We start from the raw sequence: 25,653 nt of genomic DNA, 5'->3' as shown, positions 1-25,653 counted from the left end.
GATTGACCTCAACATACTACAATTCGAAGCGTAGATTGTGTGCTGATCTCCGATCATTTAAAAGGTTGTGTGATGGATTGGCTGAGCTGGCTTAGACCCTGGGAATCGTCGCCCGTCTTAATGTTGTGCTTCGCACTTAGCGCGTGGCTATTTGTACGGGGCGTGCGCGTGCGTCGTGTATCGCGCACACGCCAAGTATTCTTTTGGGCTGGCTGGGTCATGCTGTACCTATCGATGCACACGATGCTCGATTACTACGCCGAGCGTATGTTTTTTATGCACCGAATTCAACATCTGGTGCTGCACCATCTTGGACCTCTGATCGTGATGGCAGCGTACCCCGGTTCAGTCATGCGCGCTGGGCTGCCACAGACGTTGCGTCGTGCGCTCTTTCGGTTCAATCAAACAATTTTGGGCCGAGGGGTCGTGTCAGTTCTGACTAACCCCATTTTTGTTCCGGCCTTGTTCGTATTTTTGGTTGTGATCTGGCTGATCCCTTCGGTACAGTTTTATTCGATGTTGGACTGGCGGCTGTACCGTCTCATGAACTGGTCGGTTGTCATTACCGGTTTTATGTACTGGAATTTAATTCTAGACCGTCGACCGAATCCGCCCGCGGCAATGACGCCGGGTGGCCGCGTGATCTCTCCGATTTTGACGATGGCGCCACAGATGGTCGCGGGCGCCGTGATTGCCTTCACGGAGCGAGATTTATACCCTTTGTTTGACTTGTGCGGCCGCGCGATTGCGATGAGCGCCCAAGCCGATCAGATGATTGGCGGGCTGACCATGTGGATACCGGCAGCGATGACCGAGGTGATCGGTCTCTTGGTGGCCTTGCGCACACTCATGCGGCTGTCTGCAAATGGCCGCTGGGGAGGGGCCAAACCTCGGCCCCTTGGAAAAATCAGGGAATGAGACCGTGGTACTTACGACCGAGCGCCACAGTGGCTCTGAACATTCCCTCTTTGTTGCCACAGTCGTAGCGAATCCCTTCATAGCGATGAGCGAATACCGGTTGCTCTTTGAGTAGGGAGGCGATTCCGTCTGTGAGCTGGATCTCACCGCCCGCACCCGCTTGTGTTTGACGCAAATGCGCAAAAATTCTAGCGTCCAGAACATAGCGACCGACCACAGCCAGGGTGGAGGGGGCAACATCTGACTTTGGCTTTTCAACGATGTGTCTGACACGCTCTGTGCGAGGACCGGCTGGTTCCGTTGCCACAATGCCATACTTGTCGGTATCGCTTAAAGGCACTTCTTGTACGCCCAGAATGCTGCCTTGGTAGGTGAGGGCGGCATCAATAAGCTGCCCCATCACCGGACGCTCAGCATCGAGCAAATCATCAGCTAAAAGAACTGCGAAAGGCTCATCGCCCACGATTGGGGCGGCGGTTAAGACTGCATGACCAAGTCCAAGTGGGGCAGATTGTCGGATGTAGATACAACTGACGTTCGAAGGCAAGATTTCCTGAACAATTGCAAGGAGTTCAGCCTTGCCTTTACGCGCTAATTCATGTTCCATTTCTGGAGCCGAGTCGAAGTGGTCCTCGATCGCACGCTTGTTTCGCCCGGTCACAAAAATCAAATCTGTAATACCGGCCGCAACGGCTTCTTCGACCGCGTACTGAATCAAGGGCTTGTCTACGACTGGTAGCATCTCTTTAGGCATTGCCTTGGTAGCTGGTAAAAAACGGGTTCCAAGTCCGGCAACTGGAAAAACCGCTTTGCGTACAGGGCGCATTTTTTGATTCCTTGCAAAAATTCGCCCAAAGGGCGGAACATATCTCGACAGCCGCTATCATAAGCTTATGGCTCTAAAACATTCAAAAACTCATCAAACACTACCGTCTAAGTGCGTGATTTGGACGGTTTCTGCACTTTTGTGCTTTCCAGCGGTGTCCCCGGCACAGCCCGCGGCTGTGCCAACTCTGGGCTCGCCGGCTGCGGCTGAGTTGTCCCCCTCTGTGGAGCGACGCTTAGGTGAAGCCATCATGGTGCAGGGGCGACGGGATCCGGAATACATCAACGACGCGGATTTAAGCCAGTATTTGAACGAAATGGGACGCAAAATTGCCGCATTCGCCCCCGGAGGTGCTCCTCAGGTAGATGTGTTCGGCGTGCGAAATCCAGTCGTCAACGCGTTTGCGATGCCAGGGGGGTTTATTGGAGTGCAGACTGGCTTGATCGTCTTGGCGGGAGCAGAGTCTGAGCTTGCTGGTGTGGTGGCCCACGAAATCGCACACGTCACCCAACGACATATTGCGCGCGGATTGACTCAGCAAACCCAGGGTGGTCACCTTGCGTTGGCGACCTTGGTTGCAGCGATACTGGCAGCGATGATCCCAGGCGGAGGGCAAGCTGCGATGGGTATCGCGGCGTTTGGGCAGGCCGCGATGATTGACCGTCAACTTGGGTTCTCTCGCGATGCGGAGCAGGAAGCTGATCGCACGGGGGTGGAAATGTTGCGTAAGGCTGGTTACGACCCTAACGGTATGGCGCTAATGTTTGGCAGACTGATGAATGCATCATCGCTCAACGAAGGGCGTGGTGGTGGTGTGTATGCAACGACCCATCCGTTGAGTATTCAGCGGATGACGGATATGCAAAACCGCATTCGGCAATATCCCTCAGGTAAATTCCAAGGGTCGGATGAGTTTTGGTTCGTACGTGCGAAGGCGAGGGTTTTGCAGGCGCTGGATCCACGCGCTTTGCGTCAGGCGCTCGATCAGCTGGAAGAGGAAGCGCGGGCACCAGGCGGTCAAGCCGGAGCTGGCGAGAGTGCGCCGCGTCGCGTCGCCGCTTGGTATGGGGTCTCGCTCGCAGCACTCGCTCGTCAGGATCCGGCGGCGGCGGCCGCAGCGCTACAACAGGCACAGTCGTTCAAAATTTCATCACCCTATTTGGACTTGCAGAAAATTGACATTGATATTGCCAACCGGCAATACGCGGCTGCGTTGACGGCCGCTCAGGCGGGTAATAAGCGCTGGCCGAGTCGACGTTCTTTCGCGCTGCGCGTGTCACAAACTTTGCAAGGCACGAACAAGGATAGAGAAGCCGTCACTTTTTTACAGGCGCAAATTAAACGCTGGCCAAACGAAGAGCCAGATTTTTATAAGATGCTCGCCGTCTCGCAGGACAGACTCGGTGAATCGATTGCGGCTAAGCAGTCGATGGCGGCATATTATGAAAGGGTGGGCGCCTTACCAGCCGCTGTGACGCAGTTGCAGCAAGCCCGTGCGCAGTCGCAAGACTTCTATGTGCAGTCGCAAATTGATGGCCAGATCCGTACGCTGACGACAAAAATATCAGACGACCGACGTTTGCTAGAGCGATTTAAATAACGCCTGCAGGGCTTAGCGAGCGGTAAAAAATCTTTCGATACGTCTTGGTAGCCAACCAAGATGCCCCGGCCAACCTCCCGTAACGAAACTAACATGTCCGCCTTGTGCGGGCTGGTGAAATTCTATCTGCGCGCTGCCGAGTTGTGGGCCTGGCAAGGCAGCTTGAGGTAAAAAAGGATCGTTGCGCGCGTTGAGCACGAGCGTGGGAATGTGAATGTGAGTAAGCCAACGCATACTTGAAGACTGTGTCCAGTAATCAAGGGCATCTGCAAAGCCATGCATCGGTGCCGTGTAGGCGTTATCAAAGTCTCGTAGCGTGCGAGCTTGCTGGATGCGTAGGGTGTCGATCACACCAGGAAATCTTTGCGCTTTTTTGAGTACTTTCGGCCTAAGGGTGCGCAGGAAGTGTCGTGAATAAATCTCGCGGTTGAATCGATCATCCGACAGGTGGTTTCCAGCGGCGACAAGATCCAATGGTGCCGAGATCGCAGCAGCTGCTTTGAGCCAGGCCACCTCGGTTGGTGACTCGCCTAGGTATTTAAGCAGCGCGTTGCCCCCGAGGGATATGCCGACTGCGTGCCAGTGCCCTGCGGGAAGTCTTGCGTGTGCCGTCTGAAGGATGAAGCGAATCTCGGCTGAGTCTCCCGAGTGATACGCGCGCGCCAAGCGGTTTGCAAAACCCGAACAGCCACGGAAGTGCGCGACGACGACCGTCCAGCCCGCCTGCCGAAAGTATTGGGTGATGGATTGTGCATAGCGACTTTTACTGCTTCCCTCGAGGCCATGCAGTAAAACGAGTGCGGGGCTCGCCTGAGCTTGGCCAAGCGCCTGACGTCCAGAGTCATCGAGCCAGTCTGTTGCGGCAGTTTGAATCAGCGTCGCATCACGCGCCTGTTTGGGGGCGCGAGGAAGGAGTGGCGAGTTCCAATCAAAGTCGATGAAATCGCCGTCTGGTGTTTCGACGCGCTCACGAAAAAAACGGATGCGGTTTGTAGGTGCAAGCAAAGCACCGAAGAGTGTTTGTGACTGCCTTTCGGGGAGCCAAGCGGGAGTCGGACAAGGTGAGAGATCGAGATGGGCGCTCACGAGGGGGTGCTTAATGCAGAAGCCCTGGTTTGTCGTGAAGATCGAGCATGCCTGCCTCCACGGGCGCAGCCGAGGCGTGATGCATGACCAGTTTCCATCCAGTTGGACCTTTGTGATAGACGTTGGTTGCATAACAATGTGCAACTTCTGTGCCATCTGCACTCTTGACGGAGATTTGCTCGATCAGAGAATGCACAGCGCCCATCATGCTGTGCGACGACACGGTCATCGACGGGCGAATGCGCAATCCGCCGTTGGCCAGTATCTCTTGCCAGGATTCTTTTACAGCATGTAGCCCCACTACACGTAAGCCACCCGGGTGTACACAGATAACCTCTTCATCCTCAGCCCAGACCTGCATTAGGCGAGGCAAGTCTGCACGCTCAAGGGCATCGTAGAAGGCGAGTTCGGCTTCTTCTGGGGTGGCAAAGATAACGGGCAAGGTGGGCAGCCTAGTGAGCGTGCACAACTGCACCAGGTGCCAGGCGGTATTCGGTGCTGCAATACGGGCACTTGGCAACACCGGTTTTGGTGACATCAAGAAAAACGCGTGGATGCATGCTCCAGAGCGGAGCTTTCGGACCGGGGCAATGCAGGGGTAAGTCGTCACCCGTCAGCATGATCGCTTGTTGGTTTTCAGTGGAGCTAGATGCTTGTGTCATTGCGCGTCTCGTGAAAATAACGTGTTGCAATCATTGTAACAACTGCACGGTCTACAATAGCGCAATCGAAAGATAAAAACCCCTCAAATTTTCGCATTGTCGTTTGTCGTTGAACTGATACGTGGCTGCTAAACCATTGGATTCGATCGCTCTACGCACGCTCAGACGCCGTGCGTTTTTTGAGGGCGCGCGCGCAATTGCGCCGGGGCTTATCGCGCTGGCAATCTGGGGCATCGTCACCGGTGTCGCCATGGTGAAGTCGGGGCTTTCCGCACCTGCGGCGGCTGTGATGTCACTCCTGGTTTATGCGGGTTCGGCTCAGCTGACGGCGATACCGTTATTGGTTGTTGGCGCACCACTTTGGCTGATTTTCGGTGCAGGCATCATCGTGAACTTGCGGTTTCTCATTTTTGGTGCAGCGATGCATCCGTATTTCAAACACATGCCCTGGCCTAAGCGTTTGCTGCTAGGGTTCATGAATGTCGATATTGTTTTTGTGACGTTCATTGGGCGGTTTGGGGCTGCCCCCCAGAAGGGCAATACAGAGCAATTGTGGTTTTTTATTGGTGCCACCATTCCCTGCTGGGCCATGTGGCAGTTAACCTCACTGATCGGAATTACGTTGAGTGCGTCGGTTCCAGCTTCGTGGTCGCTGGAGTTCGCAGCAGTATTGGCATTGATGGCGTTAATGTTGCCACTCATCAAAACGCGACCTGCAATGATCTCGGTGTTGGCCGCCGGCGCCACAGCTTGGCTGACCCAGCCCTGGCCATTGCGTATGGGTTTGGTGGCGTCGACGGTGGTCGGTATTGCTGCGGGAATGTGGGCAGAGTCTCAGCTTCATCGGAACATCACAACGACGGGGTCAGGATCGTGATTGAGCAGTCCTGGTATGTCTACTCAGCCATTGTCTTGCTCGCCTCCACGAGTTTGATTTGCCGAACAGGATATGTGCTGTTTGGCCATCTTTTGCCTCTGCCCGATCGCTTGCAGCGTGCGCTAAGGTATGCGCCCCTGGCAGCGTTGACCGGAATCATTGTGCCGGAGCTGCTGCCCTGGCACCCAGAGCTCGGGCCGCAAGTGGACTTGAGGCTGTTTGCCGCAGTGGTCGCCACGGCTCTATTTTGCTGGACGCGGAACAGTTTTGTCCTGATTGTGTCTGGAATGGCGGTCCTTTGGACCGCGCGTTGGCTATTCCTTGCCTAAAACCTGCGGTTTATTGGGCTAGCTGCGGTACACTGGTGGGTGATTTCTTAAATAATTCAATGACTTCAAACACTCAAACCGTATTACAGCCTGAGCCGGCTACCCTCACTTTTGCCGAGATCGGACTGCATCCTGCCTTGTTGCAGGCGGTATCAGATACCGGATACACCACGCCAACGCCCATCCAGGCTCAAGCCTTGCCCTCGGTGATGGCGGGCAACGATGTGATGGGGGCGGCCCAGACTGGAACGGGCAAGACAGCTGCGTTCACGTTACCCATTCTGCACAGACTGATGCAACACGCCAACTCGAGCGCATCGCCCGCTCGACACCCCGTGCGTGCATTGATTTTGACACCCACGCGTGAACTCGCCGATCAGGTTGCTGAGAGCGTTAAGCGTTACGGTAAACAGACGATGTTGCGCTCGACGGTTGTGTTCGGCGGTGTCGACATCGGCCCTCAAAAAGAGGCGCTACGCAATGGTTGTGAAGTGTTGATTGCAACGCCCGGACGGCTGCTTGATCACGTCGAGCAGCGCAATGTGAATCTTGGACAAGTGGGTATCTTGGTCCTGGATGAAGCCGATCGCATGTTAGATATGGGCTTCTTGCCCGACCTCGAACGGATTATTCGCCTCTTGCCGGCGCAGCGACAAACGCTCTTGTTTTCGGCGACGTTCAGTAACGAAATTCGTAAGCTCGCTCGCACCTACCTCAATAGTCCTGTGGAGATTGAGGTTGCTAAGCGAAATGCCACGGCCGATACAGTGACGCAAATTGCTTATGCGATGTCGGGCGATGCGAAGCGTGCGGCGGTAGTGCATCTCGTTAAGTCTCGCGGGTTAAAGCAAGTGATTGTGTTTTCCAACACCAAAATTGGGACAGGGCGTCTAGCGCGTCAGCTTGAACTGGATGGTGTGCGAGCCGAATCCATTCACGGCGATAAATCCCAGGCTGACCGCATGAAAGCGCTTGACGCCTTCAAAGCCGGCGAGCTCGAGGTATTGGTGGCGACCGATGTGGCTGCGCGTGGTCTGGACGTGGCCGGCGTGCCTTGTGTGATCAATTATGACTTGCCGCATAGCGCGGAAGACTATGTCCATCGTATTGGCCGAACTGGGCGTGCGGGTGCTAAGGGCGAAGCGATCTCTTTGTTTTCACCTGCCGAAGAAAAGTATCTGCTAGATATTGAAAAACTCATCAAGACGCCTGTCACACGTGGCACCTTACAAATTCCAGGCGAGTTGATTGCACGCGCCTCTGAGCGCACAGAGCGTTCGGAGCGTGGGCCGCGTGCCGAAGCCCGAGGCTCCGGTAACGAGCGGGGCGCACGCCCAAGTCGCTACAGCGCACCAGTCAAGCCGATCGATGAGTTTTTTTTAAAACCTTATGAGCCGTCGGCGGCGGCTGTCGCTGCAGCTGCACAGGCGCCGGCGTCAACCGGAAAAAAGCCGGCCTTGCTTGGGAAACGCCCCGTCGGGCTGTTGCTTGGCGCAGCAATCAAAAAAACGTAGGTTAGACGATGGTTTGTGTGGTTTAGGCACGCGTCAAAAGACTTAACAAATCGCCAGGTAGCCTACAAGCCTGGGCTTTGCCAGGTGCGCGCATCGCTTCGAGCAATCGTTCGAGATGTTCGATGTGTGGCAAGATCGTGCCCATGAAACGTACGCTTCCTCCATCCAAAATGCCAATGGTGGGAAAGTTCTCAACATCTTCATCGCCCAACAAGTCTGGATGATCTTCGATATCGATCCAGACGAAGCAGATGTCCGGATGTGCTGACGCGAGCGCTTCGAGCTTTGGTTTGTAGGCTTTGCACGCATCGCACCATGCCGCGCAAAAACACAGGGCGAGACGTTGAGCAGGCTGTTTGAGCTGCTCAATGAGTGCTGTGGTGCCAGGTAGATGTAATGTCATCGATGCACTGAGGTGTTTGTTTGTCTATGATAGCCGGGTTTTAATTCACTCCACGCGACAAGTTTATGATGCAACCCCCCAAGCCGATTTCTGACCGAGCTTTTCCGAACAGCCCCCGCTCTGCGGGGCTGACTGGTGTCGGAGACGCCTTTGGTCGCGCCCTACTATCTCAGTTCCATCCAAAGATGTTGCTCGCGTTACTTTTGCCATTTATGTTGATGATGGTAGGTGCCCTGTTAGTGTTGTTTTTGGCTTTAGGCCCCTTGACCGACTGGCTTGATCAACAGCTGAGTGCAACCACACCCTTGCTGGTCGCGGCGCAATGGTTGCAGTCCATGGGACTGTTCTCGCTTGCAGCAATCAAGGCGTGGTTGTTGCCTTTAATGGTTGCAGCGATCTTGTTACCGTTAACAGGAATCCTCGGTTTGGCTGTCGCCGCCGTCTTTGTGATGCCGATTGTGGTGCGACATGTGTCTCGCCATCATTACAGTGATCTCCAGGTGGCAGGCCAACATGCTTTCATCGTGAGCCTCTGGAATGCGCTCTGGGTCAGCGTGCTATTTATGGTCGGTTGGCTGTTGACCTTGCCGTTTTGGCTGTTTCCGCCGCTGGGTCTATTGGTTTCGTTGTTGTGGTGGACGTTTGCGTTTTCGCGCATGATGCGACTCGATGCGATCGTCGATCATGCCAGCGCCGCCGAACGTACGGAGCTGATTGCTCGCCACAGCACAGGATTCTGGGTTATTGGCTTAGTTTGCGCGCTGTTAAATCTCTTACCCCCTGCGTGGGTATTTTTACCCGTATTTTCGGGCTTGATCTACACACATTTTGGCCTGGCCGCCCTGCGTCGCCTGCGCCAAGAGAACCTTGCATTTGACTAGTTTGCTGAGGCCCGCGTGACATGTCGGGCAACATTTGTGCTGAAATGTCGGCTGTACCTGATTGATACTTTTTTGGAACGTTTATGCCTGCCTCTACACAAAAATCTCGCTTCGGTCTTATCGTTGTTGGCGACGAAATCCTCTCGGGGCGCAGGCAAGACAAGCATTTTCCAAAAGTTGTGGAATTACTGGGGGCTCGAGGGCTACAGCTGTCCTGGGTTGAAATTTTGTCCGACGATCGTGCGGCCCTCACAGCGGCTTACAAACGCAGCTTTGCTTCCGGAGATATTGTGTTGAGCTGCGGTGGTATTGGGGCCACGCCGGATGATCACACGCGGCAAGCTGCGGCAGCCGCCTTGGGTGTGCCACTCGAGCTTAACGATTTTGCGAAAGAACAAATCACGATTCGTTGTGCTGAGAACGCTGCGAAAGGTCAGGGGTCAGCCGATATGAATGCGCCTGAAAACCAACAACGTCTGCAGATGGGATTCTTCCCCCAAGGTTGTGAGGCAGTGCCGAACCCCTTCAATCGGATCCCTGGTTTTTTTATTCACGACCATACCTTTGTGCCAGGCTTTCCTGTCATGGCATGGCCCATGCTTGAGTCGATGCTGGACACGCGTTATGCGCATCTGCATAACAAGGAAGATCGCGCGGAGCATTCCTTTATCGTTTACGGCCTACCCGAATCTAGAATCACCCCCGCGCTCGAGGCGCTAGAGCAAAAATGGCCAACGGTGAAGGCTTTCAGTCTTCCCTCCGTTGGCGAGGGTGGGAGCGTTCCGCATATTGAGCTTGGCGTCAAAGGCGATGCGGCGGCTGCCCTAGAGGCGCTGGAGTTTTTGCGCGCGGAAGCCTTGCGGTTGGGCGCACGGTACGAGCCTCCGGTGACAAAGTAGCGTCTAGCGATTACGGTAAGCGGTCACGATAGGCCGGTGATTTCTCCGGCATCGTTGATGTCGATGCCATTGGCTGCTGGCACGACGGGTAACCCCGGCATCGTCATGATGTCGCCACACACGACCACGACGAACCCCGCACCTGCTGCGAGGCGTACTTCCCGAATATTCAATAGGTGATCACTTGGGGCGCCGCGTAGTTTCGCGTCGCTTGAAAATGAATATTGTGTCTTCGCAATGCATACTGGGAGGTGACCATAACCTTCCGCTTCCAGTTGCGCGAACTGTGCCCGGACTTTTGCATCAGCCGAGATACCTGCTGCTGCGTAGATTTTGGTTGCAATGGTTTGAACTTTATCCCAAAGCGTCGCCTGATCTTCATAGAGAAACTTGAAGTGATTGGGTCGCTCGCACAGTTTGACAACTGCGCGAGCGAGTTCGGCTGCGCCAGCGCCACCTTTTGCCCAGTGCTCTGCCAGGACAACTTCCACGCCAAGTGAGGCGGCTGTCGCTTGGAGCAGGGCGATTTCCGCCGCAGTATCCTCTGTGCGATGGTTGATCGCCACAACACAAGGCAAACCGAAATTTTTAGTGATGTTATGTATGTGGCGCTCGAGATTCACTAGACCTAGGCGCAGGGCCTCGAGATTTTCTGAGCCAACATCTTTTACCTCGACCCCGCCGTGATACTTCAACGCGCGTACCGTTGCGACCAGCACCACGGCAGAAGGTTTCAAGCCCGCTTTGCGGCACTTGATATCTAAAAACTTTTCCGCACCGAGGTCGGCACCAAAGCCGGCTTCGGTGACGACATAGTCGGCGAGCTTGAGCGCGGTTGAGGTCGCCAGGACGGTATTGCACCCATGCGCAATATTGGCGAACGGTCCGCCGTGTACCAGAGCGAGGTTGTTCTCAAGCGTTTGGACGAGGTTCGGAGCCAGCGCTTCCTTCAACAGAGCCGCCATGGCACCCTGTGCCTGTAGGTCGCGTGCGCGAATTGGTTTGCCAGCTAAGGAATAGCCTACGACGATGTCTGCTAATCGTTCTTTTAGTTCCTTTAGATTTTTGACTAAGCAAAAGATCGCCATGACTTCGGAGGCGACAACAATGTCGAAGCGATCTTCACGCGGGAAGCCGTTTGCGGTGCCACCCAAGCCGACTACGATTTGACGTAAGGCGCGATCATTTAGATCCACGACACGGCGCCAACTAATACGTCGCACATCAAAGCCCAGCTTATTGCCATGGTGAATGTGGTTATCGATTAAGGCCGCCAGCAAATTATTGGCGAGCGCAATGGCATTGAAGTCACCCGTGAAGTGCAGGTTGATATCTTCCATGGGAACGACTTGTGCCATGCCTCCGCCGGCCGCACCCCCTTTCATGCCAAACACTGGACCAAGCGAGGGTTCACGCAAACAGATCATGGCGCGTTTACCGATGTAATTTAAAGCGTCACCGAGACCCACGGTCGTCGTGGTTTTGCCCTCGCCCGCGGGAGTTGGCGAAATCGCTGTGACCAGAATTAATTTTCCGTCCGGTCTTGAATCGAGAGTGCGGATGTATTCAAGGGATAGCTTCGCCTTGAATCTGCCGTAAGGCTCTAACGCCTCGTTGGGAATACCTGCTTGTTCTGGGGCGAGGTCAAGAATTGGTCGCTTGTGTGCGGCTTGAGCGATGTCGAGGTCAGAGCGCATGAGAGGTTGCCTTAAAAGAGAATGGGGTGATGATACCTAGCAAGCAGCGCTTGGATGCGAGATTTGACGCAAGAAGCAGTGCGTTTCATAATATGAGATAGAATTCCTTATGCTGCACTGCCGCAGCGGTTACTGACTACATCAACCCACCATGTCGCGCACCGTTTCATCTTCCACAGTCTTGTCGCCCCCTATTTCCTCGGGATCTGCTGAGATGGCGATTCAGGTTTTAGGTCGAGCCACACAGTTGCTTGATGCTTTAGCGGCTCAACCAGATCCCGTTCCACTCAAAGATCTGGCCCGAACCACCGGGTTACACACCTCGACCGCTCATCGCATCCTCAATGATTTAGTAATCGGGCGTTACGTTGAACGCGTGGATAGCGGCTTGTATCAGCTAGGCATGCGCTTGCTAGAGCTAGGCTCGCTGGTGAAGGGGCGCCTAAACGTTCGAGAGGCGGCTATTGATGCCATGCGGGCGTTGCACGCCTTGACCGGTCAGACAGTTAATCTCTCCGTGCAGCAGGGTGACGAAATCGTGTATATCGATCGCGCCTGGAGCGAACGCTCGGGCATGCAGGTAGTGCGCGCTATTGGTGGTCGCGCACCCTTGCATCTCACGTCCAACGGCAAACTGTTTCTTTCCTCGGTGGACGCGCGGCAATTGCGAGCCTATGCCACACGTACCGGCCTGGCAGGGGGCACTGCCAATAGCATCAAAAGTCTTGAAGCCCTAGAACGCGAACTCTCACTTGTTCGGCAGTTAGGCTATGCGCGAGACAATGAAGAGCTTGAGATGGGAGTGCGCTGTATTGCCGCGGGCATTTATGACGACGCCGGCAAGTTGGTGGCTGGCTTGTCTATTTCTGCGCCATCAAGTCGTCTGCAAGATGCTTGGATTCCACAGCTGGTTGCAACGGCAGCCACAATTTCAGAAGCTTTAGGCTATGAAACTGGGGCAACGAGTGCGCAGTAAACACTCACAATTATAAGATTAACTTAACCACATAAAAATATTGTGGTTTTTTGGTGCGCCGCAACAAATATTTGTTGACACGGCATTTTTTCAGCCTAAAATGACACTTGTGCACTGCAACATATCGCAGCAAACAAACATTTAATTCATTTTGGAGAACACCATGTCTGCAATTCCTCAGCAGGTCCTAAATAGTCAAAAAGCGGCCATCGATGCATTCGTGGCTGTTCAGGGTTCAGTTTTTTCAGGTTTCGAGAAGCTTGTTGACCTCAACCTCAAGGCCTTGAAAGCTACGATCGACGAAGTGTCGGCTACTTCGCAGCAAGTTGTTGGCGTAAAAGACGCACAAGAAGCTTTGTCGCTTTCGTCAGGTCTGGTCCAGCCAAGCGCAGAAAAAGCGATGGCTTACAGCAAGCATGTATACGACATCGTTTCAACAGTGCAGGCTGACTTGGCCAAACTGAGCGAGTCGCAGATTGCTGAAGGGCAGAAGCATGTTCAGGACGCAATCGAGCAGTTCACCAAGAGTGCTCCAGCGGGTTCTGAAGGTGCTGTGGCCATGTTGAAGAACTCGATGGCTCAGGCCAGTTCGGCTTACGACTCGATGACTAAAGCTGCCAAGCAGGCTGCTGAAGTTGCCGAGAAGAATCTTGCTGCTGCTGCGAACGCAACCTTCAAAGCAGCTGGTCAAGCTGCAGAAGCTGCTAAGTCCGCTACTCGTGGTCGTCGTTCAGCCTAAGCTACAACGCCGCAATAAAAAAACCACCCTCGGGTGGTTTTTTTATTTGGGTCGTCTTATTTACCTAGTTTTGCAATCTCGCGAACACACTCACCGACCAATGCGGGCCCCTTATAAATCAAACCGGTGTAGAGCTGCACGGCATTCGCACCGGCGGAGATTTTTTCAGCCGCATGTTTACCAGAAACGATTCCACCCACACCAATGATGGCGAAGTCCGGTCCAAGCTTTGCGCGCAGTCGTGCAATCACTTCGAGTGAGCGTGCATGCAACGGGGCGCCCGATAAACCACCCGCTTCTTGAGCGTGCGCCAACCCTTGCACAGCATCGCGTGCGATAGTCGTATTCGTAGCGATGACGCCGTCAATGCCATGGCGAGGAAGTACCTCGGTGATGATGTCGATCTGCTCTTCTGTCAGGTCGGGTGCAATCTTGACGGCGAGCGGAACACGTCGCTGATATTGTGCAGCAAGCTCTTGTCTGCGATGAGCAAGCTGCGATAGCAGTTCGTCGAGTTCCTGTTCACCTTGTAGAGCCCGGAGATTTTTTGTGTTGGGCGAGGAGATATTGACGGTGATGTAATCGGCATGCGGATAGACTCCTGCCAAGCCAATGAGGTAGTCGTCTGCAGCGCGTTCGATTGGCGTATCGGCGTTTTTGCCGATGTTCAAACCAATGACACCACCTTGTGTGCGCCACGTGCTGCGCTGGACGTTACTCAAAAAAGTGTCAAGCCCTTGATTGTTAAAACCTAAGCGATTAATCAGCGCCTGTGCCTCGGGTATGCGGAACATACGTGGCTTTGGGTTGCCAGGTTGCGCGCGGGGCGTCACTGTACCCACCTCAACAAAGCCAAACCCCAAATTTCCCATCGCATCAATGTGGGCACCATTCTTATCTAGGCCCGCAGCGAGCCCCACAGGGTTTTGTAAGGCCAGGCCCATCAATGTCATGGGTGCAACCACTCGGTTGTGCATCAACCCTCTTGTGAATGAGCAATCGTAGGCGCGTTGCAAGGCGCTGAGCGTTGCCTCGTGTGCCGCTTCGGCATCCATGGCAAAAAGGGCTTGACGGGCCAGAGGGTAGGCTTGAAAGAGTATCGACATGACAACCGTTAAGAAATAGGGTCAGAGTGAAACATCAGGGAGTGGCGGCTGATCGTGCCAGGTTCCGTTATAGCGGTACTGCGCCGGACCAAATGCTGCTTTGTATGCCATTTTTGCACTCTTTTCGATCCAATAACCTAGATAGAGCCATGGCAGTCCGAGTTGGCGGCACTGTTGGATTTGCCACAAAATGCTATAGGTGCCCAGGCTACCTGTCGCATCTGGATCATAGAAGGTGTAGACCGACGAGAGCCCTTGCTCGAGTACATCGATGATAGACACCATACGCAAGGTGCCATCTTCTTCTCGAAACTCGACCAAGCGAGTGTTCACACGGCTGGCTAATAGAAATTCGCTGTACTGCGTGCGACTGTCATCATCCATGCCACCACCAGGGTGACGCAGCGCTTGATAGCGGGCATACAACGCGTAGTGTTCGCTGGACCAGGATAGTTCGGCGACCAGTGGACGTAGTTGTTGATGGCGCTTGAGGGTGCGCTGTTGGGTGCGGTTCGGTGTAAAGCGAGTCGTGTCAACACGGACGGGCAGGCAGGCGCGGCAATTGTCACAGTGAGGGCGGTACGTGAATAGCCCACTGCGCCGAAATCCTTGATCTATCAATTGGGAGTAGGTATCGGCATGAATCAAATGTCCCGGCGCAGCGACTTGCGAGCGAGCTTGTTGCTGCGGCAAGTAGCTGCATGGATACGGCGCAGTCGCATAAAACTGCAGTGCCGCAAAGGGGAGTTCTTTCAGTTGGCTCATAGGTGCAATATACCTGCTTGGTCCAGGCGACCTGGATGCCAAACGATATCAGGCATCGAGGTGTATTGTTGGACATGTGCGATGAATTGCTGCCTGGGGATGGGTGCTGCCCCTAGGGTGCTTAGGTGCGCAGTGTGCATCTGACAGTCAACCCACGGGATCCCTTGATTCTTTAAGAACCAGACCAAGTGTGCCAAGGCGATTTTAGAGGCATCTGTCGCTCGACTAAACATCGATTCGCCAAAAAACATACGCCCGAGGCTCACGCCGTATAACCCTCCTACCAACTCTCCATCCATCCACGTTTCTAGGCTGTGCACGTGTCCTAGTAAATGCCAGGCCTCGTAAGCCAATTGCATTTCTCTAGTGATCCAGGTGCCGGGCTGTCCATTGTGGGCTGGTCGGGCACAAGCGCGCAAAACGGCGGTGAAAGCCGTGTCGACTTTGACGACGGTGGAGTAGTCCCCAGCGGCTTGCGCGCGAGCGATTTGTCGCAGGCGCTTGCCCAAGGAGTGGGACAGATGCAATGAGTCGCACTGCAGCACCATTCTTGGGTCGGGCGACCACCAGAGCGGCGGCTCGTCTGCCGAGAACCAAGGAAAGATGCCTTGGCGATAGGCGGCGCGTAAACGTGGGATTGATAAGTCAGCCCCAGCGGCTAATAGCCCGGCGGGCTCCTGCAGCGCTTCTTCCGGATTAGGAAAGGGGGTGTCGGGGTCGAGCCAGGTCAGTCTCATGGCAGGCTCAAGCGGGCCTTTGCACTCAGTCGCCTGGCCGGTTGGCTGCGAACAAAGAGTAATGGTGGGTGTCAAAGTGGCCGATCTCGCGCTCGCGCAGATAGTGTTTGAGCGTTGTTGAGACAGAGCGAAAAGACAGATTATCCCAGGGGATTTCGTCAATGCCGTACCAGCGTGCCTCAAGGGTTTCTGGACCGGGATCAAGATCTGGGCTGATCGCGTGCGCTAGGAAATACACGTGCACTTGATCGACGTGGGGTATGTCAACAACCGTATAGAGTTTGCCCAGCGTTATTTGCGCTCCGGCTTCCTCTTGCGTCTCGCGTTCAGCACCTTGGCCAATGGTTTCCCCAAGCTCCATAAAGCCAGCCGGTAAAGTCCAGGTGTTGGCGCGCGGCTCAATTGCTCGCAGGCATAAAAGGATTTTGTCGTTCCAGATTGGCAGGGTGCCGACCACAAGTCTGGGGTTTTGGTAATGGACTGCGCCGCAGGCTTCACACACATCCCGTTCCCGATTATCGCCTTCGAGAATACGACGCGTAATGGGAGTCGCACATTGTCCGCAGAATTTTTGCAGACGTGGTGCAGGGAAATAGAAGTCGGGATCGTGGCTCATAGACCTGTATTTTAAGGCTAATGATTACGAATCGGTGCGTATTGGTGCAGGATTCATTACAAAACCCAAAGTCTTTGCAAGGTCGCTTTGCAAGATGCGCTGTAGGGGGGCAGGCTTACTTAGGGCCGCATATTGCGCCAAAGGGTCAAATAAACGAATCATCCCCGTTTGTTGGGAGGACAGGTCGTCGTGCTGGGAAAGGTTGTCCAGGACTTCGAGCGCTGTTTTACCCGTTTCGCTTCGAAGCACCTCGGTAAGGCCCAGCAGGTCGCGATCATCAACACGGGCAGGCCCTAGATCGGTTTGGGCATAAAGTTGCCCGAGATCGTCTGCAAACCACTGTGTGATTGTTTTGACGATGAGCTCGTTATGCGTGACAAGTGCGTTGAGATCTGGTCGCAGGTGGAGGATCAGCGGAGCAGCGTCTAATCGAACGTACACGCGTTGTGGACCATTTTGAAAAAACCACTGTCCGTTAGGCTCGTTCGAATAGTTCCGACCAATAAACCCCAAGATTTGGGTGTTGGTGATACCTGTGCCTTCGCCCCCAAGTTGCGCATCGCCCAGAGGGTGCAGACGCCAAGCCCCGCGTGCACTGAGGGAAAGCCAGCCGTAGACCACCGGCACATTCGGCCAGCGGGCGATCGCATCAAGTACGGATTGATCCATCAGGTTTTTTTACAAAAAACCACAGTAGGCCGCCCGCTTGGAGTATGACCAGACAGGTCATGGCGTAAGTGAGCGACTGACTCGGGTTGTTGTTTAGACGCTGAAACAAATCGGTCAGCGCACCAAAGCCCCATTGAACAATAAACGTACCCGCAAATACCAGCAGGTTATAGGTTGTCAGCACGCGTCCGGCGACTTCTCTGGGAAACTCGAGCGCAGCTTGCGTCTGGAGTAAGAACATCGCCGGTATGGCCGGGGCAATAATCAACCATAGGATCCAGGATGCAGAGTGTTGCCAAAACGTGATGATGCCTAAACACACAGGCAGCCAGATCAGCGCGCCTAATGACTGGTTCAGTAAGGAAACGCCGCGTTTGATGAGCCGCGGGCTCAATTCGCCCATTAAAAAATAGGAGCACAGAATGCTGGCATTCATATAGAGCAGGGTTTGACTTGCTCGGTCAGGGCTCATTCCCAACACTTGTGTAAACCAGGGACCCGCCCAAAGGGTTTGTAGCGCGCCAAAACCACCGATTGTAAACACGGTCGCTGGTAAGACGCGAAGCATAAATGGATGTCGACAAAGCGAGAAAAAACCAGCATTTGAGATTTGTGTTTTGCTCGCACTGGTCTGACGGTCGAGGTCGCCGGTGAAGACAAATATGGCGATAGCGCTAAAGAGAAAGAGCAGGGCCGTGAGACTAAAAACATGTCGCCAGCCGACCCATTCTGCTAGCGCTAGCGCGGGTTGACTGGCCATTAAGGCGCCCGAGGTGCCTGAGATCAACATATACATCACTAGACGCGGCTGCCGCTCAGGTGGAAAGCATCGTCGGAAGTAGGAGTAGGAGGCCATCAGGCAGGCCGATACGCCGATTCCTATGAGGATGCGTCCCAGCGACTGGATCAAGAGCGTCTCTCCAATGGCCGTCAGTGCGGCTCCGGCGGCTGCAATCAACAGCAACGCAGATTCAGTTCTGCGCGCGCCGTATCGGTCGAGCCAGACCCCCACAGGGATTTGCATCGCGGCAAAGGAAAGAATATAGGCCGAAGAGAGCCAGCCCAGTTCGCTGGCTGAGAGATTCAGATCTGAAACTAAGAGGGGTGCGATGGCAGCGTTGACCGAGCGCATGGCGTAGGATAGAAAATATCCAACGGCAAACACGAGAACGATACGCAACGCCACGAAGCCTGTGGGCATTGCAGAAGGGGAGGGGCTAGAGCTCACGCTTGTCATTGTTATCTACTGGAGGCGCAACCCGGAATCGAACCGAGCTACACGGATTTGCAATCCGCTGCATAACCACTCTGCCATTGCGCCAACATTAAGCGTTACGCCGGCGCAGATCATACTACAAAAGGTCTTTTTAACTTGGTTGACTCAAACTATACTGGCTATAACCTCAGGACGAAGCCTTTGCCATGTCGGCAAGGGATGGTCCGTGGATTTTTTGTTCGAGACAATCTGGAGACGACGATGAAAACAATGATGACGCGCCGAGCGCTAATGCATTTGGGTGTTGGCGCACTAGCGCTACTGGCCGGGCCTACTTGGGCGCAGTCCGACTGGCCGACCAAGCCAGTCACGCTCATCGTGCCGTTTCCTGCTGGTGGCGGGACTGATGCCTTCGCTCGCCCCCTTGCTGCAGTGTTAGGCAAAGAGTTGGGTCAGCAATTCATTATCGATAATCGTGGCGGTGCGGGCGGTACAGTCGGTGCGTCGGCTGCAGCCAAGGCGCCGGCTGATGGCTATACCTTGTTTGTTGGAGCAGTGCACCATTCGATTGCACCGTCAATGTACCCAAAGCTGGATTACAACATTCAGAAGGACTTTATCCCGTTGGCAGTGATTGCGCGTGTGCCGCAAGTGTTGGTCGTGAACCCCAAGAAAGTCCCCGGCAAAGACTACCAGGCGTTCTTGGCGCAGGTAAAAGCGAATCCAGGCAAAATGAACTATGGCTCTGCTGGTAGCGGAACATCGCACCATCTCGCGGGTGAGTTGTACAAGATCCAGTCGAAAACCGACATCGCGCACATCCCCTACCGCGGTGCGGGTCCTGCTATGCAAGGCTTGATTGCAGGAGATGTAGATATGATGTTTGACGGATTAGGTTCGTCCTCTGCGCAAATCAAAGCAGGGCGTATTACGCCTCTCTTTGTTGCAAGTGAAAAGCGTAACCCTGCTATCCCTGATGTGCCCACGACAGCTGAAATTGGGCTTCCTCAGTACGTGGTTAGCACCTGGTACGCTTTGTGGGCACCCAAAAATACCCCAGCGGCTGTCACAGATAAAATCATCGCGGCACTGAAAAAACTGCCGCAAGACGAGACGATCCGTACGGTGTGGGCAACAAACGGCGCTGAATTTCCAGACCTAACAGGCGCTCAGTTCGGTGCGTTTGTTGATAATGAAGTTAAGCGTTGGAGCGAAGTTGTCAAAACTTCTGGCGCCAAACTTGACTGATGTTTTGTCTGGGCAAGAAAAAAGCCTGATCGACAGATCAGGCTTTTGCCAGAATTTGGAGCGGGAGACGAGTCTCGAACTCGCGACCTCAACCTTGGCAAGGTTGCGCTCTACCAACTGAGCTACTCCCGCTTTGCCGCTTACCGTTCTTGAAGTGCAAAATTTCTAGTGCCTTTCAGCACTGCATTCAAGTACGATTCACGAAGACCAAGACTATAGCATACCCTCCCACCCCTATGTCAAACCCGCCAGTCCCTCTGCCTATTGTGGAAGTTGCCGAGTCGATCTTTGCGGCACACCTCGGGGCCAAGACAGACGTGCGGGTTGAGTCGGTGGAGCTATCAACTCAAAATACCTTGGGGCTTGCTTGCCGAGCGCAGAGCCTAATTTTGTTGCACAACACAACGCAACTGTCCGGCCTAACTGAGCTCGCGCGCCAGTTTCCTCAGGTATTTGTATTAGGCGGTGGCAGCAACGTTGTATTGCCCCCAGAGTTTTCTGCTTTGGTTTTAAAAGTCGAGTTCAAGGGCATTGCACTGGCTGATGACTTGCCTGACTGCTGGCTCGTTGATGTGGCCGCCGGAGAAGGTTGGCACGAGTGGGTGTGTCACGCCACGCAGCGTGGCTGGAGGGGGTTGGAGAACCTCGCCTTAATCCCCGGAACGGTGGGGGCGGCGCCGGTGCAGAACATCGGTGCATATGGTGTTGAGCTGCAAGACCGTATCGAGTCGGTTACTGCCTGGAACATTCCCCAAGGCGTCTTGATCACACTGACGCGTGCCGAGTGTGAGTTTGCCTACCGTGACAGCATTTTCAAGCGGGCCGCGCAAGGAACTTGGCTGATTGTTTCCGTACGCTTTCGGCTGCTCAAGGTCTGGCAGCCTGTGCTTCAGTACCCAGACCTTCAAAGACACTTTCGGATTGGGGCGGCCGACACCGCCATGCCGACCGCACGACAAGTATTCGACGCAGTGTGTGCCATACGTCGTGCCAAGCTGCCCGATCCGGCCGAGCTAGGTAATGCGGGCAGTTTTTTCAAGAATCCTGTGGTGACGGCAGCGCAGCATGACGCGCTAAAGCTGACAGAGCCAACATTAGTCTCTTATCCGCAGCCTGATGGCAGTTACAAACTTGCAGCTGGCTGGCTAATTGACCAGTGTGGATGGAAGGGGCGTCGGGTTGGGGCCGTTGGCATGCATGCCCGTCAAGCCTTGGTTTTAGTCAATTACGGCGGAGCGCATGCGCACGAGGTACTGGCGCTTGCGCGTGCGGTACGCTCAAGCGTTCAAGAGAGGTTCGGTGTCGAACTTGAAATGGAGCCTGTCGCACCTGCTGCTTGATGCCGTCATCCAGAGGGCAGAACGGTAGGGGTGGCTGTTTGCTTGCTTAGAGACCGAGCACCGTCTGCATGTTAAACAAGCCGGATTTTTTGCCTTCAAGATAGCGTGCGGCACGCAAACTACCCTCGGCATAGCCCGCGCGACTGCTTGAACGGTGGGTGATCTCGATGCGTTCACCGACACCGCAGAAATAAACGGTGTGGTCGCCGACGATGTCACCACCTCGTACAACGGAGAAACCAATCTCACCCGGCTTGCGTGCACCCGTGTGGCCGTGCCTGGTCCAGGCGGCGATGTCGTCTAGCTTCTTGCCCCAAGCGTCTGCAACGACTTCGCCCATTTTGAGCGCAGTACCTGAGGGAGCATCCACTTTATGATGGTGATGTGCTTCAAAGACCTCTACGTCGTAGCCCGAGTTCAGAATGCGAGCGGCCATATCAAGCAGTTTGAGCGTTGCATTGACGCCGACGCTCATGTTGGGTGCGAACACAATACCAACCGATTTGGCTGCTTCACTGATGGCGGCTTTGCCTGCATCGTCAAACCCCGTCGTTCCGATAACCATATTGACGCCGTGTGTCACGCAGGCCTTCAGGTGCTCGAGTGAGCCCTCCGGGCGCGTGAAATCAATCAGGCAATCCGCCTGTTTGAGTGCAGATAACTGATCTGTGATTAAAACCCCACTGAGCTTACCCAAGAAGGCGGTCGCGTCTTGACCCAGCATAGGCGCACCAGCGATATCCAACGCAGCCGTAAGCTTTAAATCAGTGGATTGGGTGACGGCTTCAATGAGCATACGGCCCATACGACCACTGGCTCCGGCGATTGCAATACGCATGATGAACTCTTGTTGTATAGGTGAATAACGGTTTAACGCAGGGGCATTGGTGTTTCAAGCGGAGCGGCCGGCGAAGCCGATGGGTCAGACGGTGTTATGTCGCCGGTTGTTTGACCGAATGTCACGCCTGGCAAAATTTCTACCGGGGCTGACGCTCCCGAGGCCGCCGCCGCATCGTTCGCTTCGCGCGTCATGTTCAGCTGATGCTGTGCAGCCTCTTTTTGTGAGGTTCGAATTTCTTCGCGCGCGATCTGGAAGGGCTGCAGATCTGGTTGCTCGTCGCCGCGCCAGCTGGCAAGCTGACTGCCTTCAAAGATAACTGTGAGCACGCGTTCTTCGACCTTACCATTGCCTGCCCGGTAGTAGTAAGGATAGTCCCACCGGTTTGCATGCAAGACGCTGGCTAGAGTCGGAGTGCCAAGCGCATAGCGTACTTGCTCGCGCGACATGCCTGGGCGCAAAAGCGAGACCTGATCTTTGGTGACCCAGTTACCTTGCTGGATGCCCACCCTGTACGGAAAGCCCCATTGCGTGGAGGAACAACCAGTTAAGCCAGCTACGCAGACGACCCCCAACAGGCTGGCGCGCAGGTAAGAAGTGAGAGTACGAGATGTGAACACTGCAGACCTCTATAGGTTTCGCAACCAAAGACGCTATCATAAAGCCTTAATCGCAAGCCTAGTAGGCAAAACAGGGGATTTTTCTTGGATACCGAGAACGACCAAAGCGACCTTAAAAATGTCGGCCTCAAGGCCACGTTTCCACGACTAAAAATTCTCGATATGTTCCGCAAATCTGGTGAAAGACACCTGAGTGCTGAGGATATCTACCGCTCTTTGCTCAACGACAAGATTGATATTGGGCTAGCCACCGTTTATCGGGTGTTGACCCAGTTTGAGCAGGCGGGCATCTTGGCTCGAAGCCAGTTTGATGGAGGCAAAGCGATTTTTGAGCTCAATGACGGAGATCATCACGATCACCTCATTTGTACCCATTGCGGCAAGGTGACTGAATTTGCTGACGAAGAAATTGAAAAGCGCCAGCACAAGATTGCCCGAGCCAATGGTTATAGGCTCGAAAGTCACGATATGGTGTTGTACGGGGTCTGCAAAGACTGCGTTTAGGGCGACGTTGGGCGATCCCGCTCAGGATCCTATGTTCAACATTTCTAAAGCGTGCTTGCGCGTCGTGTCGGTAATTTTGATTCCACCGAGCATGCGGGCGATTTCTTCAATGCGAGCGGCGTCATTTAAAGCCAGGATGCTTGAACTCGTTACGCCTTTGGTCTGCTGTTTACTGACTTGGAAGTGATGTTGGCCTCGGGCGGCTACCTGAGGTAAGTGGGTGACGCAAAGCACCTGGTGGCGCTGTCCGAGTTCACGCAGTAAGTTACCAACGACTTCAGCGACCGCGCCACCAATACCGCTGTCAACCTCGTCAAAAATCAGTGTGGGAACTCTTGCCGCACGGCTGGCAATGACCGAGAGGGCGAGCGAGATTCTTGCGAGCTCGCCGCCGGACGCGACTTTAGCGAGTGGTTTTGGCGTTGTGCCGGTGTGGCCTGCGACTAGAAACTCAACATGATCTTGGCCTTGGGCCGAAGCGGGGGCTTCGGTGAGCGAGATAGTGAATTGCCCGCCTTCCATGGCTAGGGTTTGCATAGCGCGGCCCACAAGCTTACCTAAGTCTTTTGCCGCCTTTTGCCTAGCGGCGGAAAGAGTTTGCGCATGTTGGTCGTAGTCTTGTTTGAGCGCAGCGGCTGTTGCACGCAGCGCCTCAATGTCGGCAGACGCCTGTAGAGACTTGAGCTCGCCGTGAAGTGTTTGATGTAACCCGTAGAGTTGGTCTGGTTCGGTTTTGAACTTGCGCGCCAGATCAAAAATTGTTCGCATGCGCTCTTCGACCGTTGCAAGCCTTGCTGGGTCGAGTTCGACACGCGACAGATAGGCATTGAGATCTGATACCGCTTCACTTACGCCAATACGCGCCGACTCGAGAGCCTCATAGACAGATTGCAAGGCAGGATCATGGCGCAACAGTTGGTTAATACGTTGCACGGCTGTTGCGATTTGATGGTGCGCCGAACCTTCGCTTTCGTCGAGCGCAGCCAGCGCTTGCGCGGCTCCATCGATGAGGGCCTGTCCGTTCGCAAGGCGGGTGTGTTCAGATGAGATGTCTTGCCACTCGGTCGGTCCGAGGCTCAGACGATCGAGTTCCGCTGTTTGCCATTCGAGCTTTTCGCGAGCTGCTGCAATGACGCTGGCATCCTGTTCGCTTAGCGAGAGTTGTCGTTCGACTTTTCGCCAGGCTTTCCAAGCGTTCGTCACGTGTTGCCGAAGCGTCTGATGACCGCCATGCGCATCCAGCATATCGCGTTGGTTGTCCGGACGCAGCAGACTTTGGTGTGCGTGCTGACCGTGGATGTCGATCAAACGTTCGCCCACTTCACGCAATTGCGTGACGGTCGCTGTTGTACCGTTTATATAGGCGCGACTACGTCCTTGAGCGTCAATCACGCGGCGCAAAACGAGTTCGTCTCCGGCGTGCAGGTCATGCTCGGTCAGCCAGTGCTGGAGTTCGGGCGGAGTATCGAAAATCGCACTGACCTCGGCGCGTTCGGCGCCCTGCCGCAAAACAGAGACATCCGCGCGTTCCCCGAGCGTCAGCGCTAGCGCATCGATTAGTATGGATTTGCCAGCGCCCGTTTCGCCAGAGAACACGGTAAAACCAGACGCAAAATCAATATCCGCCTGGGTGACAATAACAAAGTCACGGATTTGCAGAGCGCGCAGCATGGGCGCTAGTCCCCGTCGTTGCCGGAGCGCGGCATGCGGTTCCAGTCGAGCTTGCGACGCAGTGTGGAAAAGAAGTTATAGCCGGCCGGATGTAAAAAACGAATAGTATGTGCCGCGCGCTGCACGACGATCCGATCGCCGGGCACTAAGTCAGACCAAGTCTGCATATCAAAATGCACGCTCGCGCCCGCATCGACACGGCCCATGGCCGTGAGTGTCATGTTCAAGACGCCGTTGGCCGGGACCACAATCGGGCGATTTGAGAGCGTTTGTGGTGCCACGGGAACGAGCACCATGGCGCTAATTTCTGGGTGCAAAATCGGACCGGCCGAAGATAAGGCGTAGGCAGTGGAGCCCGTTGGGGTGGCAACAATCAGTCCGTCTGCACGCTGCGTGTACATGTAAGTGCCGTCGATCTCGACCCGCACTTCAATCATTCCCCCACGACCTGCACGGTTAAGTACGACATCATTGAGAGCAGTGGCGGTGTACATCTGTTGGTCGCCGCGCCAGACCGTAGCGCTCAAGAGCATGCGCTTTTCAGTTTCGTAACGGCCTTGCAAAAGATCTGTGAGGGCAACCTGAGCCGCTTCGACTGGAATGTCCGTGATGAAGCCAAGACGGCCATGGTTGATTCCGACGACCGGCACATCGAACGGAGCGAGGTGGCGTGCTGCGCCAAGCATTGTGCCGTCTCCGCCCATCACGATCGCGAGGCTAGCCTGTTGTCCAATTTGTGCAAACGTTGCAGTCGGGTACTCGCTGACGCCGGTGTGACGGGCTGTATCTGCCTCGACTAGCACTTTGCGGCCATCCTGCCCAAGCAGGGTCGCGAGGGCGCGCAGCGGAGCGTGGAGGCCCGAGTCTTGATATCTGCCAATAAGCGCGATGGTGGGAAAGTGCATGCGACCCCTGA

The 25,653-nt window shown here is 54.7% G+C and carries 28 protein-coding genes and 2 tRNA genes; 12 read left to right on the top strand and 18 right to left on the bottom strand.

Annotated elements, in window-relative coordinates:
• Positions 1–72: 72 nt before the first annotated feature.
• On the top strand, positions 73–918 hold the full coding sequence (locus KZZ10_RS13470) for a cytochrome c oxidase assembly protein (protein WP_259662221.1): 846 nt from the start codon (positions 73–75) through the stop codon (positions 916–918).
• Here the strand turns inward: KZZ10_RS13470 and galU are convergent.
• Positions 908–1,744 carry a UTP--glucose-1-phosphate uridylyltransferase GalU gene (gene galU, locus KZZ10_RS13465; protein WP_259662036.1) on the bottom strand — a complete coding sequence of 279 codons (837 nt, stop codon included), beginning with the start codon at positions 1,742–1,744 and terminating at the stop codon, positions 908–910. The two genes, KZZ10_RS13470 and galU, sit on opposite strands and share 11 nt — an antisense overlap.
• A gap of 154 nt (positions 1,745–1,898) precedes the next feature.
• Between galU and KZZ10_RS13460 the strand changes: the two genes are divergently transcribed.
• Complete coding sequence (locus KZZ10_RS13460) at positions 1,899–3,344, top strand: M48 family metalloprotease (RefSeq protein WP_259662035.1); 1,446 nt, start codon at positions 1,899–1,901, stop codon at positions 3,342–3,344.
• A 12-nt stretch (positions 3,345–3,356) separates the two neighbouring features.
• On the opposite strand, the gene KZZ10_RS13455 is transcribed toward KZZ10_RS13460, so the two are convergent.
• Genes KZZ10_RS13455 through KZZ10_RS13445 form a run of 3 tightly spaced genes read right to left on the bottom strand, consistent with a single transcriptional unit; the run spans position 3,357 to position 5,092 of the window.
• Positions 3,357–4,430: a YheT family hydrolase gene (locus KZZ10_RS13455; protein ID WP_259662034.1), complete on the bottom strand. Its 1,074-nt coding sequence runs from the start codon at positions 4,428–4,430 to the stop codon at positions 3,357–3,359.
• Between the two features lie 10 nt (positions 4,431–4,440).
• A complete protein-coding gene (locus tag KZZ10_RS13450; protein ID WP_259662220.1) occupies positions 4,441–4,863 on the bottom strand; it encodes a YybH family protein in 423 nt (140 codons plus the stop codon).
• Between the two features lie 19 nt (positions 4,864–4,882).
• Positions 4,883–5,092, bottom strand: coding sequence for a zinc-finger domain-containing protein (locus KZZ10_RS13445; protein ID WP_259662033.1), 210 nt, complete (start codon positions 5,090–5,092; stop codon positions 4,883–4,885).
• Between the two features lie 145 nt (positions 5,093–5,237).
• Here KZZ10_RS13445 and KZZ10_RS13440 point away from each other — a divergent pair, with 145 nt between their 5' ends.
• From KZZ10_RS13440 to KZZ10_RS13430, 3 genes are read left to right on the top strand one after another with little or no spacing between them, the layout of a single operon-like run.
• Positions 5,238–5,969 carry an AzlC family ABC transporter permease gene (locus KZZ10_RS13440; RefSeq protein ID WP_259662219.1) on the top strand — a complete coding sequence of 244 codons (732 nt, stop codon included), beginning with the start codon at positions 5,238–5,240 and terminating at the stop codon, positions 5,967–5,969.
• Positions 5,966–6,298, top strand: a complete 333-nt coding sequence (locus tag KZZ10_RS13435; RefSeq protein WP_259662032.1) for a branched-chain amino acid transport AzlD family protein — start codon at positions 5,966–5,968, stop codon at positions 6,296–6,298. The genes KZZ10_RS13440 and KZZ10_RS13435 overlap by 4 nt, the downstream gene beginning before the upstream one ends.
• 59 nt (positions 6,299–6,357) lie before the next feature.
• Complete coding sequence (locus KZZ10_RS13430) at positions 6,358–7,812, top strand: DEAD/DEAH box helicase (RefSeq protein WP_259662031.1); 1,455 nt, start codon at positions 6,358–6,360, stop codon at positions 7,810–7,812.
• A 22-nt stretch (positions 7,813–7,834) separates the two neighbouring features.
• Here KZZ10_RS13430 and KZZ10_RS13425 read toward each other — a convergent pair whose 3' ends face one another.
• Entirely contained in the window at positions 7,835–8,215 is a 381-nt protein-coding gene (locus KZZ10_RS13425; protein WP_259662030.1) for a thioredoxin family protein, read from the bottom strand.
• A gap of 68 nt (positions 8,216–8,283) precedes the next feature.
• Here KZZ10_RS13425 and KZZ10_RS13420 point away from each other — a divergent pair, with 68 nt between their 5' ends.
• Positions 8,284–9,096: an EI24 domain-containing protein gene (locus KZZ10_RS13420; RefSeq protein ID WP_259662218.1), complete on the top strand. Its 813-nt coding sequence runs from the start codon at positions 8,284–8,286 to the stop codon at positions 9,094–9,096.
• Between the two features lie 83 nt (positions 9,097–9,179).
• A complete protein-coding gene (locus KZZ10_RS13415; protein ID WP_259662029.1) occupies positions 9,180–9,995 on the top strand; it encodes a competence/damage-inducible protein A in 816 nt (271 codons plus the stop codon).
• Positions 9,996–10,018: 23 nt separating this feature from the next.
• Here the strand turns inward: KZZ10_RS13415 and KZZ10_RS13410 are convergent, their stop codons facing one another.
• On the bottom strand, positions 10,019–11,692 hold the full coding sequence (locus tag KZZ10_RS13410) for a formate--tetrahydrofolate ligase (protein WP_259662028.1): 1,674 nt from the start codon (positions 11,690–11,692) through the stop codon (positions 10,019–10,021).
• A 151-nt stretch (positions 11,693–11,843) separates the two neighbouring features.
• Here KZZ10_RS13410 and KZZ10_RS13405 point away from each other — a divergent pair, with 151 nt between their 5' ends.
• The gene (locus tag KZZ10_RS13405) at positions 11,844–12,668 is read left to right on the top strand and encodes an IclR family transcriptional regulator (RefSeq protein WP_375372570.1); all 825 of its coding nucleotides are present in this window, start codon (positions 11,844–11,846) and stop codon (positions 12,666–12,668) included.
• A gap of 163 nt (positions 12,669–12,831) precedes the next feature.
• Entirely contained in the window at positions 12,832–13,407 is a 576-nt protein-coding gene (locus KZZ10_RS13400; protein WP_259662027.1) for a phasin family protein, read from the top strand.
• A 56-nt stretch (positions 13,408–13,463) separates the two neighbouring features.
• Here KZZ10_RS13400 and KZZ10_RS13395 read toward each other — a convergent pair whose 3' ends face one another.
• The 7 genes from KZZ10_RS13395 to KZZ10_RS13365 form a co-directional block, all read right to left on the bottom strand.
• Entirely contained in the window at positions 13,464–14,513 is a 1,050-nt protein-coding gene (locus KZZ10_RS13395) for a quinone-dependent dihydroorotate dehydrogenase (protein WP_259662026.1), read from the bottom strand.
• A 21-nt stretch (positions 14,514–14,534) separates the two neighbouring features.
• Entirely contained in the window at positions 14,535–15,278 is a 744-nt protein-coding gene (locus KZZ10_RS13390; protein WP_259662025.1) for an arginyltransferase, read from the bottom strand.
• On the bottom strand, positions 15,275–16,015 hold the full coding sequence (gene aat, locus KZZ10_RS13385; protein ID WP_259662024.1) for a leucyl/phenylalanyl-tRNA--protein transferase: 741 nt from the start codon (positions 16,013–16,015) through the stop codon (positions 15,275–15,277). Before aat ends, KZZ10_RS13390 begins: the two co-directional genes overlap by 4 nt.
• 25 nt (positions 16,016–16,040) lie before the next feature.
• Positions 16,041–16,631: an NUDIX hydrolase gene (locus KZZ10_RS13380; protein WP_259662023.1), complete on the bottom strand. Its 591-nt coding sequence runs from the start codon at positions 16,629–16,631 to the stop codon at positions 16,041–16,043.
• 24 nt (positions 16,632–16,655) lie between these two features.
• On the bottom strand, positions 16,656–17,300 hold the full coding sequence (locus tag KZZ10_RS13375; protein ID WP_259662022.1) for a DUF2946 family protein: 645 nt from the start codon (positions 17,298–17,300) through the stop codon (positions 16,656–16,658).
• A complete protein-coding gene (locus tag KZZ10_RS13370; RefSeq protein ID WP_259662021.1) occupies positions 17,281–18,537 on the bottom strand; it encodes an MFS transporter in 1,257 nt (418 codons plus the stop codon). The genes KZZ10_RS13375 and KZZ10_RS13370 overlap by 20 nt, the downstream gene beginning before the upstream one ends.
• 10 nt (positions 18,538–18,547) lie before the next feature.
• Positions 18,548–18,621, bottom strand: a tRNA-Cys gene (locus tag KZZ10_RS13365).
• 156 nt (positions 18,622–18,777) lie between these two features.
• Between KZZ10_RS13365 and KZZ10_RS13360 the strand changes: the two genes are divergently transcribed.
• Positions 18,778–19,764 carry a Bug family tripartite tricarboxylate transporter substrate binding protein gene (locus tag KZZ10_RS13360; RefSeq protein WP_259662020.1) on the top strand — a complete coding sequence of 329 codons (987 nt, stop codon included), beginning with the start codon at positions 18,778–18,780 and terminating at the stop codon, positions 19,762–19,764.
• A gap of 56 nt (positions 19,765–19,820) precedes the next feature.
• On the opposite strand, the gene KZZ10_RS13355 is transcribed toward KZZ10_RS13360, so the two are convergent.
• Positions 19,821–19,896: transfer RNA gene (locus KZZ10_RS13355), tRNA-Gly, on the bottom strand.
• Positions 19,897–20,000: 104 nt separating this feature from the next.
• Here KZZ10_RS13355 and murB point away from each other — a divergent pair.
• On the top strand, positions 20,001–21,104 hold the full coding sequence (murB, locus tag KZZ10_RS13350; RefSeq protein ID WP_259662019.1) for a UDP-N-acetylmuramate dehydrogenase: 1,104 nt from the start codon (positions 20,001–20,003) through the stop codon (positions 21,102–21,104).
• 46 nt (positions 21,105–21,150) lie between these two features.
• On the opposite strand, the gene dapB is transcribed toward murB, so the two are convergent.
• Positions 21,151–21,942 carry a 4-hydroxy-tetrahydrodipicolinate reductase gene (gene dapB, locus KZZ10_RS13345; protein WP_259662018.1) on the bottom strand — a complete coding sequence of 264 codons (792 nt, stop codon included), beginning with the start codon at positions 21,940–21,942 and terminating at the stop codon, positions 21,151–21,153.
• 32 nt (positions 21,943–21,974) lie between these two features.
• Positions 21,975–22,562 carry an outer membrane protein assembly factor BamE gene (locus KZZ10_RS13340; protein ID WP_375372569.1) on the bottom strand — a complete coding sequence of 196 codons (588 nt, stop codon included), beginning with the start codon at positions 22,560–22,562 and terminating at the stop codon, positions 21,975–21,977.
• 84 nt (positions 22,563–22,646) lie between these two features.
• Between KZZ10_RS13340 and fur the strand changes: the two genes are divergently transcribed.
• On the top strand, positions 22,647–23,066 hold the full coding sequence (fur, locus tag KZZ10_RS13335) for a ferric iron uptake transcriptional regulator (protein WP_259662017.1): 420 nt from the start codon (positions 22,647–22,649) through the stop codon (positions 23,064–23,066).
• 21 nt (positions 23,067–23,087) lie between these two features.
• On the opposite strand, the gene recN is transcribed toward fur, so the two are convergent.
• A complete protein-coding gene (gene recN, locus KZZ10_RS13330; RefSeq protein WP_259662016.1) occupies positions 23,088–24,737 on the bottom strand; it encodes a DNA repair protein RecN in 1,650 nt (549 codons plus the stop codon).
• A 5-nt stretch (positions 24,738–24,742) separates the two neighbouring features.
• Positions 24,743–25,642 carry an NAD kinase gene (locus KZZ10_RS13325; RefSeq protein ID WP_259662015.1) on the bottom strand — a complete coding sequence of 300 codons (900 nt, stop codon included), beginning with the start codon at positions 25,640–25,642 and terminating at the stop codon, positions 24,743–24,745.
• Between the last annotated feature and the right edge of the window lie 11 nt (positions 25,643–25,653).

Origin of the sequence: Zwartia hollandica (assembly GCF_019923725.1) — a bacterium.
Lineage (GTDB): Bacteria > Pseudomonadota > Gammaproteobacteria > Burkholderiales > Burkholderiaceae_B > Zwartia > Zwartia hollandica.
Note: the sequence above shows the minus strand (reverse complement) of the source record. Positions and strands in the feature narration are given on the sequence as shown.